General features: G+C 68.9%; 7 protein-coding genes and 1 pseudogene. 2 read left to right on the forward strand and 6 right to left on the reverse strand.

Annotation, left to right across the window (positions count from 1 at the left end; translation table 11 throughout):
- Positions 1 to 28: 28 nt before the first annotated feature.
- Both APZ15_RS41805 and APZ15_RS21530 read right to left on the reverse strand, forming a co-directional pair.
- Positions 29 to 196 (reverse strand): hypothetical protein, encoded by a 168-nt coding sequence (locus tag APZ15_RS41805; protein WP_021161681.1) that lies wholly within the window; start codon positions 194 to 196, stop codon positions 29 to 31.
- 63 nt (positions 197 to 259) lie between these two features.
- Positions 260 to 2,146: a DUF3857 domain-containing transglutaminase family protein gene (locus tag APZ15_RS21530; protein WP_088611413.1), complete on the reverse strand. Its 1,887-nt coding sequence runs from the start codon at positions 2,144 to 2,146 to the stop codon at positions 260 to 262.
- 198 nt (positions 2,147 to 2,344) lie between these two features.
- Here APZ15_RS21530 and APZ15_RS41810 point away from each other — a divergent pair, with 198 nt between their 5' ends.
- Positions 2,345 to 2,503, forward strand: coding sequence for a hypothetical protein (locus APZ15_RS41810; protein ID WP_167562615.1), 159 nt, complete (start codon positions 2,345 to 2,347; stop codon positions 2,501 to 2,503).
- A gap of 80 nt (positions 2,504 to 2,583) precedes the next feature.
- Here APZ15_RS41810 and APZ15_RS39635 read toward each other — a convergent pair.
- A pseudogene (locus tag APZ15_RS39635) lies at positions 2,584 to 3,486 on the reverse strand (hypothetical protein); the annotation flags it as partial.
- 480 nt (positions 3,487 to 3,966) lie between these two features.
- Between APZ15_RS39635 and APZ15_RS21545 the strand changes: the two are divergent.
- Entirely contained in the window at positions 3,967 to 4,830 is an 864-nt protein-coding gene (locus tag APZ15_RS21545; protein WP_021161677.1) for a crotonase/enoyl-CoA hydratase family protein, read from the forward strand.
- A gap of 45 nt (positions 4,831 to 4,875) precedes the next feature.
- Here the strand turns inward: APZ15_RS21545 and pdeR are convergent, their stop codons facing one another.
- From pdeR to APZ15_RS21560, 3 genes are all read right to left on the reverse strand, one after another.
- Positions 4,876 to 6,879: a cyclic di-GMP phosphodiesterase gene (gene pdeR / locus APZ15_RS21550; RefSeq protein WP_027790776.1), complete on the reverse strand. Its 2,004-nt coding sequence runs from the start codon at positions 6,877 to 6,879 to the stop codon at positions 4,876 to 4,878.
- A 590-nt stretch (positions 6,880 to 7,469) separates the two neighbouring features.
- On the reverse strand, positions 7,470 to 11,132 hold the full coding sequence (locus APZ15_RS21555; protein WP_027790775.1) for a hydantoinase B/oxoprolinase family protein: 3,663 nt from the start codon (positions 11,130 to 11,132) through the stop codon (positions 7,470 to 7,472).
- 120 nt (positions 11,133 to 11,252) lie between these two features.
- Positions 11,253 to 12,551, reverse strand: a complete 1,299-nt coding sequence (locus APZ15_RS21560) for an MFS transporter (protein WP_027790774.1) — start codon at positions 12,549 to 12,551, stop codon at positions 11,253 to 11,255.
- Positions 12,552 to 12,598: the final 47 nt, after the last annotated feature.

Below are 12,598 nucleotides of genomic sequence, written 5' to 3' on the forward strand. Positions count from 1 at the left end.
GAATCGTCGCCACGCGTGATTGCCGCGCTCAGCCGCTGCGCGCTTCCAGCCTGTCGACCAGCGCCGTCGCGCACTGCACGGCAAGCGCCGCGCACTGCTCCGCATCCACCACCGCGCCGCCGGCAACGGTGCCTTGCACGATCCGGCCCAGCAATTCCTTCGAGAGATCGGCGATCTCGTGATCCCGTTCCGTCATGATGTCCCTCCTGCGCGTCGACCGACGGTCTCCACGCGCTCACGTCCCCTGCCCGATCAACGTTCAGCGCCCTTTCGCCCGCACGACGATCTGCGCCTGCGTGTCGCGCTCGATGCGTTCGAGCGACGCGCGCAACGCCGTGAATTCGTCCTGCGTACACACCTGGCGGCCGAAATCCGCCGTCATCCGCCGCGAGACCTGCACGACATGCGCGGCCGCGTCGAATACGTAATGCGACGTGAAGTCGACGAAGCGGTCGTGCACGGCCGTATCGGCCGGCAGGTCGGTCACCGCGACGTCGGCCGGCAGCGCGATCTGGCCGGTCTCGTCGAACGTGCCGCCGATACAGCCCCACGGCTGCGTGCGCACGGGTTCGGCCAGCCAGCTCTCGACCTGCGTCGCGATGCCGCCCGTCAGGCTCGACAGCGCGGGCAACGCGGTCGTGCCGTCGGGCCATACGAAATGATCGACCGTGCCGGAAAGCGTCACGTCGAACGGCCCGTCGGTCACGCGCCGGTCGCTGGTCGACAGTTGCGCGCGGCCGCGCAAGCCGCTTTGCCGCAGACGGTTGTTCGCGAGCTGGACGATGGCGTCGGGTGTCGCGCGGCGAAACAGGTTGCGTTCGAGCTCGGCCGTCCAGCCGTCATCCTCGATGTACGCGTGAAACTGCGCGGCGCCCGGCCCGGCCGCATCGATTTCGACGCGCGCGACGCGGCCGCGCGGCTGCGTGGCCGGGGTGCGCGACAGCACGCCCGAATCGACGAGCAGCACGGGGCGATCCATCACGATGGGCGGCAGATAGCCGAACGCGATGCCGGCCGTCGTCGTATCCGCAAAGCGGGCGAGATCGGGCAGCCACGTGATCGCATGATTGATCGCCCCGCCGCCGTAGCCGGGCACCGACGGCAGCGTGTAGACGGACCCGAGGTTGATCAGCACCGGTTCGCTGCGGATGCCGACCGCCGCGAGCAGCGCGCCGAACAGTGCGACATGATCCTTGCAGTCGCCGTAGCGGTTGCGCAGGATGTCGGTGACGCGATGCGGCGCGGCAGCCGTTTCGCCGAGAAACAGCCCGACGTAGCGCACGTTCGCCTGCACCCAGTCGTACAGGATGCGCGCCTTGTCGCGCGGATCGGCGGCGCCCGCGGTCAGCGTGCGCGCCAGTTGCGTCACGGCCGGATCGTCCGTGCCCGGATCGACGGCCGCGTTGCGGTAGCGCGCAGCGAACGCCGCATAGTCGGGCAGCGTCGACACGACGAGCCGGTCGCCGTAGGTCGCGTAACCGACCGCGCCGCTCTCGATGCGGTCGTACGGGCCGTGCCGGTAGTCGAACTCGTAGCGCGTGCGGCCGTTCGCCGTGACCGGCGGCAGCGCGACGTAGCCGCGCGCATCCGCGTACAGCGGCATGTCGGCCGGCAGGTCGAAGATCAGCCGCTGGTTGTCGACCGGCTCGCGCGACGGCTCCACGGTGTAGCCGAAGTAGCCGCGGTTGACGGGCTTCGTGCGGGTCTTGCGGAACGCCACGCGCGTGCTCGACCCGGCTTCGACGCCGGGAAACACGACGGTGCGCAACAGCCCGTCCTGGAACGTCGGCGCGCCGGCCGAGCGCGGTTCCTGCACGTCGCGGATGCCGTCCACGCCGACCGGATGCGCGACACCGTCGCGGTCGATCGTCTCGGCCGCGAGCAGGTCCACCTTCTCGAGATTCTTGTCGAACCACACGTAGCGCTGCGCGACGGCATCGATGCCGTTCGCGTTGTTCGCGCGCAGCGTCGAATCGTCGTGCTCGTCGAGCGAACCGTCGTGCTGGATCACGAATTCATGGACGTCGCTGACGAGCGTGACGGGCGCCGTGTCGGCCGTGTCGTGCGGCACGTCCGCGGCCGCGCTCGCGCCCGGGCTCGCACCGGCCGCATGCGATGCGCCGAGCACAACAGCACATGCCAACATCCAGCCGGCCAGGCCGACAGAAAAGCGCACCACATCGCACCTCGTCGCGGTTCGGAAAACGCGGCCGCGCGGCGGGCAAGGTCACGCGCGCGGCCCTCGTGCCGGCCAGTGTGGGCGACGCATCCGCACGCGTCAAGCCGGTGCAGGCCGACCTACAATGAGTCATCGATGTGTCATCGCGCGCGGCCGGGAGGCACCATGGAAAGCGCAATCGTGGAAGGCGTCGTCCTGCTGGCATTCGCCGCACTCGCCGCGCTGTTCTTCTTCAAGCGACCGGGGCGCGACCGCGCGAGAGCCAGACTCCATCATCCGCTGCTGCGGCGGCCGAACCGTCCGCATCGGCATCATCGGCCCTGACGGCCGCCAAGAGGCAGTCGCCGGCGGCGCTTGCCGCGTCGCGCCCACGCGGGTGTGCAACGCGGCTGCCCGTCCCGCTGACCGACGTTCATCGGCAGCAGCACCGTCTGCTTGCCCTCGACGTGCAGACGCGTCTGCAACTCGACAGGCGTCTGGTTGTGCAGCCGGGCCGTGAGGCAATTCACGCGACGGAAGATCAGCTGGCTCGCGAAGCTCGCGGCGTTCGGATACTCGTCGAGCGTCGACGACGCGAGGTTCATGAATTCGACGACGGAGTTCGTGCCGAACGCGATCCGGTAGTCGGCCGCGATGCCGCTGCGACGGCAATGCGCGACATCGTCGTCGAGCTTCGGTGATCGCGTGACGCAGCCGTTCGAGATGTTCGTGCCCGTCGTATGCCTTCGCATCGACCTCGCCGACCGCGAGGACGATCACGTTGCGGAAGTGCCCGGGAAACAGCCGGTAACCCACAGCAGCGCGCGCATGCTCGCGCCGCGATGCTTGCCGACCAGCAGCACGGCCGGCGGTTGCGACGGATCGGGCCTGCCCGGCGCGGTCGCCTCGTCGGCTTCAGGCGGCTTGCCCGAGAACAGTTCGTCCTCCTTGGCGAGCTGCGCGCGCGTATACGCGTAGCGGCGGTTGATCGTGAAGCACAGCGCGATCACCGTGCTCGTCGCGAGCAGCGACGTCGCGACGCGGTGGCCGCCACCCGTCGGAAACAGCGCGATCATCCGGTTGTAACCGAGCGAGATGATGAACACGGTGGCCGCCGTCGCGAGTGCGAGGAACAATGCGAGCGGCGTGCGGTGTGCCAGAGCGAGGAATGCCTCCTCCGGGCCGTAGCACGACGACGACAGGCCGTCGGCGCCGAGCCCGCCCCAGGCCGGCAGCGGCGTCACGGCGATCGCATGCCGCGTGCGCGGATCGAGGGGGGCGAGCGGCCTGCCGACGAGCAATTGCCGCACCTTCCGGAAGGCGGTCATGGTCCCCTCCCGGAACGCCCGGTGCCACGCGCTGCGTGATCCTTCAAGACTGATCGACGCACTGGTGCGGCGCCAGTCCACATCTTCCACAAGGGCCGCCCGGCGACCCGGCACCGCTTTCGGCGTGTCAACGAACGACGTCGACAGCCACGCGCCGGATCGTCCACCTGCACGCACTCGCGCAACACGACGAACCTGCCCCGGCGACCTTCACGGCGATCTTGCCGGCCGCCTTCCCCCGCCAGCCGGCCCCACACGTCGTACCGCCCGATACCGGCCCGCCCCGCTCGCCGCCACTTTCCCCGCACGCCCCGGCGCGACCGACACCTGCGTCCTGTTCGTGCGTTGTTCCCCGCAATTCGACTTTTGTGCGCGCGCAACAATGGCGATGCCTCGCGCCCGGCGCCCTGCGGGAAACCCGTCTCCCGCTCGGCACCGGGCGCGACGGTCTTCAAAAACCACATCTCTCGAGGACATACCATGCAACTCCAATCCCATCCCGCGTGCCGCCCGTTTTATGAAGCCGGCGAACTCACGCAACTGACTGCCTTTTACGAAGAAGGACGTAATGTCATGTGGATGATGCTGCGATCGGAGCCGCGGCCGTGCTTCAACCAGCAACTCGTTACCGACATCATCCATCTCGCACGCGTCGCACGCGACTCGGGCCTGCCGTTCGACTTCTGGGTGACGGGCTCGCTCGTCCCCGAGCTGTTCAACGTCGGCGGCGACCTGAGCTTCTTCGTCGACGCGATCCGCAGCGGCAAGCGCGACCTGCTGATGGCCTACGCGCGCTCGTGCATCGACGGCGTGTACGAGATCTACACGGGCTTCGGCACCGGGGCGATCTCGATCGCGATGGTCGAGGGCAGCGCGCTCGGCGGCGGCTTCGAGGCCGCGCTCGCGCATCACTACGTGCTCGCGCAGAAGGGCGTGAAGCTCGGGTTCCCCGAGATCGCGTTCAACCTGTTCCCGGGCATGGGCGGCTATTCGCTCGTCGCGCGCAAGGCCGATCGGGGCCTCGCGGAGCAGCTGATCGCGACCGGTGAAGCGCACGCATCCGAGTGGTACGAGGATCGCGGCCTGATCGACCAGACGTTCGACGCGGGTGACGCGTATCTCGCGACGCGTACCTTCATCGACGTGACGAAGCCGAAGCTGAACGGCGTGCGCGCGATGCTGCGCGCACGCGAGCGGGTGTTCCAGCTGTCGCGCTCCGAGCTGATGGACATCACGGAAGCATGGGTGCATGCGGCGTTCACGATCGAGCCGAAGGATCTCGCGTACATGGAACGCCTCGTGATGCTGCAGAACCGGCGCGTGTCGAAGCTGCGCACGGTGTAGTGCGACGGGCGCCGCTTGCGGGCGGCGCCCTTTCATGAACGGAGCTCAGGCGATCAGCCTGAGCTTTCTCGTCTCCGCGAGCCACGCCTCGAACGCCTGTGCCGGCATCGGGCGCGCGTAGTAGTAGCCCTGCGCGTGATCGACGTCGAGCTGCTTGAGGAATTCGGCTTCCGCATGCGTTTCGACACCTTCGGCGATCACCGCGAAATTCAGCGCCTTCGCGAGCGACACGACCGAGCGCACCAGCGCCTGCGAGCGCGGATTGCGGTCGATGGCCGTGATGAAGCTGCGGTCGAGCTTGATCGCGTCGAGCGGCAGGCGCGACAACTGCGACAGCGACGAATAACCGGTGCCGAAATCGTCGAGATGGATCTCCGCGCCGAGCTGGCGGAACTGGCGCATCAGCCCGTTGGCCGCATCCTCGTCCTCGATGAAGCAGCTCTCGGTCAGCTCGATGTCGAGCAGGCCGGGCTTCAGCCCCGCGGCGTCGAGGATCGACGCCATCTGGTGCACGATGTTCATGTCCTGCAACTGCCGCGCGGACACGTTCACCGCGATCCGGATACCGAGCCCCTTCGCCTTCCACGCGGCGGCCTGCGCGGCCGCGGTGCGCATCACCCAGCGCCCGAGCGGCGCGATCAGGCCCGACTCCTCCGCGAAGCGGATGAATTCGATCGGCGCGACGAGCCCGCGATCGGGCGACTGCCAGCGGATCAGCGCCTCGACGCCATGCACGTCGCCGGTCGCGATATCGACGACCGGCTGGTAGTGCAGCACGAACTGCTCCTCTTCGAGCGCCTTGCGCAGGTTCGTGTCGAGCCACATGTACTTCGCGACCTTCTGGTTCATCTCCAGCGAGAACACGCGGTACGTATGCTTGCCCTCTTCCTTCGCGACGTACATCGCGGTATCCGCGCTGCGGATCAGCGTCTCGAGCGAGTCGCCGTGCTGCGGATGCATCGCGATGCCGATCGAGCAGCTCGTGTAGACCTCCATCAGCCCGAGATGGATCGGCGTGCGCAGCCGCTCGAGAATGATCTGCGCGGTCGCTTCGAGCAGCGGCCGCGTGCCGTGCTCGAACAGCACGAGGAATTCGTCGCCGCCGAGCCGCGCGAGCGTCGCGCCGGACGGCAGGCAGCCGCTGATGATCGCCGACACGTCCTGCAGCAGCCGGTCGCCGGTGATGTGCCCGTAGTGATCGTTGACGCGCTTGAAGTTGTCGAGATCGAGGAACAGGATGCCGACCTGCCCGCGCGTCGCGGCGGTTTCGGCGGCGATCGCCGCGTGGATGCGCTCGCTGATCGCATGGCGGTTCGGCAGCCCGGTGAGCACGTCGGTGTTCGCGAGTTCGGTGAGCCGCTGCTGCGCGCTGCGCTCCTCGGTGATGTCGATGCCCGAGCAGATCAGGAACTGCTCGTCGACACCGCTGCCGCTCTGGACGAACTTGTTGCGGAACTGGAACAGGCGCGGCCCGTTGACCGTATTGATGTAGCGCTCGACCGCGAACGACTGGTTGCTCGCGAAAAAGCCGGTGATGTTGCTGCGCGACTGCGCGCCCTGCTCCGGGCTCATGAACAGCTCGAACGCGCTGCGGCCGATCACGTCGACCTCGCGCTTGCCCGTCACTTCCTCGCACAGGCGGTTGAAGCGCTGCACCATCCCGTTGCGGTCGAGGATCACGACGAGCGAGTTCACCTCCGACACGACCTGTTCGGCGAACGCGAGCCCGTGCGCGAGATCGATCGCGACGGACTCGGCATCGGAATAGGCGGAGGCGGTGCCGGCCCAGTTGGTCGTGTCGACCTTCCGGCCGACGAGATGGAGCCTGACCGATTCGCCGAACAGCGCGATGTCGAGCACGAGGTGCGACGTGACGCCGGTCAGCGCGCGGATGCTCGCGGCCTGTTCGGCCGTCAGCGCGACGGCGACGTTGGTCAGCCCGCGGACGGCCGCCAGTTCGAGTGCATTGCTGTCGCTGCCGAGACGCCAGCAGGGGCTGCGCGTACCGACGTGCGCCTCGAGCACCGCGCTATCGTTTTCGTCATCCATGGAGACGCCCCGATCCAGAAAAAACGCACAGTGTAGACGGAGGCGAGTCGGCCGACCGCCCTTCCGGGCCGCGCAGCGCGCGCTCCCGGAAGGGCAACCGTGGTTGCCGTGATGATGGGCCTCGTCCCGTACTTGTTTCCAGCTAATGCGACCCGGCGTTCGCGCATGATGCGCGCAGGTTGTGCCTAACGAATGATGAGAGCCATCTTATCAAATGACGATCGAGAATGGCACTCACATTTAGAGCGGAGTGTCAAGGAATTGGGACTCGATTGGCAAGCCGGATTTTTCATGATTGGCAGCCTGCCTGAACGCGCGTGAGACGGTGCGCAACGAGTCTGGCGCGACAGGCTGAACGCCCCGCCGGGCGGTCGTTTGCGGCCGATTTCGGAATACGGGGACAGCGATGCGGCGGAATCGTGGCGACAGGGTCGGATCGCGTTCCTGCGATCCGGTTTCCCGTATTTTTTGATTCCGTTCGGGCATTAATGCACGGCTTTATTCCACAGTCCGTTGCAATGTTATCCGCGCGCCGGCGCGGGGCTCCCGCGCCGGTCGCCCACGCCGGTCGCCCACGCCGGTCGCCCGGCTCAGCCCGCCGCGCCGTATCCGCCGCCGCCCGGGGTTTCGACGACGAACACGTCGCCCGGCGCCATCTGCGCACGGCCGATATGCTCGAGCGCCTCGACCGTGCCGTCCGCGCGCTCGATCGTGTTGCGGCCGAGCGCGCCGGCCTCGCCGCCCGCCGCGCCGAACGGCGCGTGGATCCGGTTGTTCGACAGGATCGACGCGGTCATCGGCTCGAGGAAGCGGATCCGCCGCACCGCGCCGTCGCCGCCGCGCCAGCGGCCGCCGCCGCCCGACCCGGCGCGGATGCGGTGCGAATCGAGTCGCACCGGGTAGCGCCATTCCAGCACCTCCGGATCGGTGAGCCGCGAGTTCGTCATGTGCGTCTGCACCGCGCCGACGCCCGCGAAGCCGTCGCCGGCACCGCTGCCGCCCGCAATCGTCTCGTAGTACTGGTAGCGATCGTTGCCGAATGTGAAGTTATTCATCGTTCCCTGGCTCGACGCGACGCAGCCGAGCGCGCCGTACAGCGCGTTGGTGATGGCCGACGACGTCTCGACGTTACCCGACACGACCGCCGCCGGATACTCGGGATTCAGCATCGAGCGGGCCGGCACGATCACCGTGAGCGGCTTCAGGCAGCCGGCGTTCAGCGGGATGTCGTCGCCGACCAGCGTGCGGAACACGTACAGCACGGCGGCCATGCACACGGCCTTCGGCGCGTTGAAGTTGTTGTCGAGCTGCGCGGACGTGCCCGTGAAATCGATTTCCGCGCGCCGCGCGGCCCGGTCGACGCGGATCGCGACACGAATCTCCGCGCCGTTGTCGAGCGGGTAGCGGTACGCGCCGTCCTGCAGCGCGCCGATCACGCGCCGCACCGCTTCTTCCGCGTTGTCCTGCACGTGCCCCATGAACGCGAGCACGACGTCGCGGCCGAACTGCGCGACCATCCGGCGCAGCTCGTCGACGCCCTTCTGGTTCGCGGCGACCTGCGCGCGCAGGTCGGCCATGTTCTGCTCGACGTTGCGCGCCGGGTAGCGGCCCGACGCGAGCAGCGCGCGGGTTTCCGCATCGCGCAGCGTGCCGGCCGACACGAGCTGCCAGTTGTCGATCAGCACGCCTTCCTCGTCGATATGCGTCGAATCGGGCGGCATCGAGCCCGGCGTCGTGCCGCCGATGTCCGCGTGGTGGCCGCGCGAGCCGACGTAGAACAGCGGCGCGTCCGAACCGTCCGCGAACACCGGCGTGATGACGGTCACGTCCGGCAGGTGCGTGCCGCCGTGATACGGATCGTTCAGCATGAACACGTCGCCGTCGCGCATGCGGCCGCGGTTGCGCTCGATCACCGTGCGGATGCTCTCGCCCATCGAGCCCAGGTGCACCGGCATGTGCGGCGCGTTCGCGATCAGGTTGCCGTCGCCGTCGAAGATCGCGCACGAGAAGTCGAGCCGCTCCTTGATGTTCACCGAGTACGCGGTGTTCTGCAGCCGCAGCCCCATCTGCTCGGCGATCGACATGAACAGGTTGTTGAAGATCTCGAGCCGCACCGGGTCGGCGTCGGTGCCGAGCGAGCGGCGCGTCGGCAGCGGCGTCGTGCGTGTCAGCACGAGGTTGCCCTGCGCGGTCATCTGCGCGCGCCAGCCGGGCTCGACGACGGTCGTGCCGTTCTTTTCCGCGACGATCGCCGGGCCGTCGATCGCGTCGCCGGCCAGCAGCGTGTCGCGCACGTAGAGCGCCGCGTCGTGCCATTGGCCGCCGGAATAAAAGCGCACCGCGGAATGCGCGCGCAGTGCGCCAGCGCCGCCGTCGCTGCCGTCGCTGCCGTCGCCGCGCGGCGCGAGCGGGGCGATCTCCACCGGCGCGTCGGAGCGGCCGATCGCCTCGACCGACGCGAGTTCGGCCACCAGCGGCGTGCCGGGCATCAGGAACGCGTAGCGCTGCCGGTACGCGGCCTCGAATGCCTGCTGCATCGCGGCGACGCTGCCGGCCGGCACGTCGAGCGTCGAATCGGTGCCCTGGTAGCGCAGGTGCACGCGGCGCTCGATCGCGATCCGCGCCTGCGGCACGCCCTGTTCGAGCAGCGCGCCGACGGCCTCGTCGGCCAGCCGGTCGAGCGCCGCGTTCAGCGCCGGCAGCGACGCGTCGGACAACACCGCCTCGACCGCGCGTTCGCGCATCGCGGTCTGGTCGGCGAGGCCCATCCCGTATGCGGACAGCACGCCCGCGAGCGGGTGCGCGAACACCTGTGTCATCCCGAGCGCGTCGGCCACGCCGCACGCATGCTGGCCGCCCGCGCCGCCGAACGTCGTCAGCACGTAGCGCGACACGTCGTGGCCGCGCTGCACCGAGATCTTCTTGATCGCGTTCGCCATGCTGCCGATCGCGATTTCCAGGAAACCTTCGGCGAGCGCCTCGGGCGTCTCGCGCCGCCCGGTCGCCGCGTGGATCTCGTCGGCGAGCGCGGCGAACTTCGCGACCACGCCGTCGCGGTCGAGCGGTTCGTCCGCATGCGGGCCGAACACGCACGGGAAATGATCGGGCTGGATCTTGCCGAGCATCACGTTGCAGTCGGTCACCGTCAGCGGGCCGCCGCGCCGGTACGCGGCCGGCCCCGGGTTCGCGCCGGCCGACTCGGGCCCGACGCGCAGCCGCGCGCCGTCGAAGCCGAGCACCGAGCCGCCGCCGGCGGCCACCGTATGGATGCTCATCATCGGCGCGCGCATCCGCACGCCGGCCACCTGCGTCTCGAACACGCGCTCGAACTCGCCGTGGTAGTGCGACACGTCCGTCGACGTGCCGCCCATGTCGAAGCCGATCACGCGCTCGAAGCCGGCCGCCTGCGCGGCGCGCACCATCCCGACGATGCCGCCGGCCGGGCCCGACAGGATCGCGTCCTTGCCCTGGAACGCGTCGGCACGCGTGAGGCCGCCGCTGCTCTGCATGAACTGCAGGTTCACGCCCGGCATCTCGTGCGCGACCTGCTCGACATAACGACGCAGGATCGGCGACAGGTACGCATCGACGACGGTCGTGTCGCCGCGCGACACCATCTTCATCAGCGGCGACACCTCGTGCGACACCGATACCTGCGTGAAGCCGATCCGGCGCGCCAGCGCGGCCAGCGCGCGCTCGTGCGCGGTGTAGCGATAGCCGTGGATCAGCACGATCGCGAGCGCGCGCACGCCCGAGTCGTACACGCGGCGCAGCGACGCTTCGGCCTGCTCCGCGTCGAGCGGCACGACGACGTCGCCGTGCGCGCCGATGCGCTCGTCGATCTCGACGACGGTTTCGTACAGCGCGTCGGGCAGCACGATGTCGAGATCGAACAGGCGCGGCCGGTTCTGGTACGCGATGCGCAGCACGTCGCGAAAACCGCGCGTCGTCGCGAGCGCGGTGCGTTCGCCCTTGCGTTCGAGCAGCGCGTTGGTCGCGACCGTCGTGCCCATCTTCACCATGTCGACGCGCTCGGGCGTGATCGGCTCGCCGGCCGCGAGGCCCAGCAGGTGGCGAATCCCGGCCACGGCCGCGTCGCGATACTGCTCGGGGTTCTCCGACAGCAGCTTGTGCGTGACGAGCGTGCCGTCGGGCCGGCGCGCGACGATGTCGGTGAACGTGCCGCCGCGGTCGATCCAGAATTGCCAGCGCGCGGCGTCGGAGGAAACGGGAGTGTCGTGTCGGTCAGTCATGATGTCGGGTCGATGCGTCGTGAAATCGAGGACGAGCGCCGCCGCACGGCGCGCGCGGCGCGCCATGTCACGGTGTCGATGAAAAGGGGAGGACAACGCGGGGCGGACCGCCCCGCCGGTTCAGGCGGCGTCCAGTTCGCGGCCGCGTGTCTCGGGCAGCGTCAGCGCGGCGACGATCACCACGCCGTACGCGGCGACCGCGAAGATGCCGATGCTCATGCCGAGCCCGTATTGCTTGGACAGCGCGCCGATCAGGAACGGGAACAGCGCACCGATCGCGCGGCCCACGTTGTAGCAGAAGCCCTGGCCGGAGCCGCGCACGCGGGTCGGGAACAGTTCGGTGAGGAATGCGCCCATCCCGGAGAAGATGCCCGATGCGAAGAAGCCGAGCGGGAAACCGAGCCACAGCATCGACGCGTTGGTCAGGTTCAGCGACGTGTACGCGAACGCGATCACCATCGAGCCCAGCGCGAACAGGATGAAGTTCGGCTTGCGGCCGAGGCGGTCGGTCAGGTACGCGCTCGTCAGGTAGCCGACCCACGAGCCGAAGATGATCATCGCCAGATAACCGCCGGTGCCCATCACCGTGAGGTGACGCTCGGTCTTCAGGAAGGTCGGTAGCCACGTCGTGATCGCGTAGTAGCCGCCCTGCGCGCCGGTCGTCAGCAGCGCCGCGCGCAGCGTCGTCGTGATCAGCTTCGGCGCGAAGATCTCCGTGAGGCGCGGCGCGTCGGCCACTTTCGCCTGCGCGGCCTTCTCCTTCTCGTAGACGTCCGGCTCCTTCACGTAGCGGCGGATCGCGACGACCAGCAGTGCCGGTGCGAGCCCGACGAGGAACAGCGCGCGCCACGCCTGCTCGGCGGGCAGCACCGAGAACAGCAGCGCATACAGCAGCGCGCACAGCCCCCAGCCGATCGCCCAGCCCGACTGCACGAGGCCGACCGCCTTGCCGCGGTCGCGCGCGCGGATCACTTCGCCGATCAGCACGGCGCCGGCCGTCCATTCGCCGCCGAAGCCGAAGCCCATCAGCGCGCGCGCGGCGAGCAGCTGATGGTAGTTTTGCGCGAGCCCGCACAACGCGGTGAACACGGCGAACCACAGCACCGTGAGCTGCAGTGTGCGCACGCGGCCGATCCGGTCGGACAGGATGCCGGCGATCCAGCCGCCGGCCGCCGACGCGAGCAGCGTGACCGTGCCGATGAAGCCCGCATCCGCGAACGAGATACCCCAGGTCGCGACGAGCGTCGGGATCACGAACGACAGCATCTGCGTGTCCATCCCGTCGAGCATGTAGCCGACCTTGCAGCTCCAGAACGCGCGGCGCTCGCGCGGCTGCGCGTCGCCGTACCACGAGAACAGGCCGTTGCGCTCGGGGCTCGCGGGCTCCGCGGCGTTCGCCGCGAGGGTCTTGCTTTCCATGGTGATGCTCCTGTCGTGATGCGCCGTCAAACGGCGGTCGTGCGTGC

The organism is Burkholderia cepacia ATCC 25416, from assembly GCF_001411495.1.
In the GTDB taxonomy this organism is placed as follows: domain Bacteria; phylum Pseudomonadota; class Gammaproteobacteria; order Burkholderiales; family Burkholderiaceae; genus Burkholderia; species Burkholderia cepacia.

What these genes read in the sequence shown, in the direction of transcription:
- APZ15_RS41805 (WP_021161681.1), bottom strand. Translation starts at nt 196, where the DNA reads ATGACGGAACGGGATCACGAGATCGCCGATCTCTCGAAGGAATTGCTG.
- APZ15_RS21530 (WP_088611413.1), bottom strand. Translation starts at nt 2,146, where the DNA reads ATGTTGGCATGTGCTGTTGTGCTCGGCGCATCGCATGCGGCCGGTGCG.
- APZ15_RS41810 (WP_167562615.1), top strand. Translation starts at nt 2,345, where the DNA reads ATGGAAAGCGCAATCGTGGAAGGCGTCGTCCTGCTGGCATTCGCCGCA.
- APZ15_RS21545 (WP_021161677.1), top strand. Translation starts at nt 3,967, where the DNA reads ATGCAACTCCAATCCCATCCCGCGTGCCGCCCGTTTTATGAAGCCGGC.
- pdeR (WP_027790776.1), bottom strand. Translation starts at nt 6,879, where the DNA reads ATGGATGACGAAAACGATAGCGCGGTGCTCGAGGCGCACGTCGGTACG.
- APZ15_RS21555 (WP_027790775.1), bottom strand. Translation starts at nt 11,132, where the DNA reads ATGACTGACCGACACGACACTCCCGTTTCCTCCGACGCCGCGCGCTGG.
- APZ15_RS21560 (WP_027790774.1), bottom strand. Translation starts at nt 12,551, where the DNA reads ATGGAAAGCAAGACCCTCGCGGCGAACGCCGCGGAGCCCGCGAGCCCC.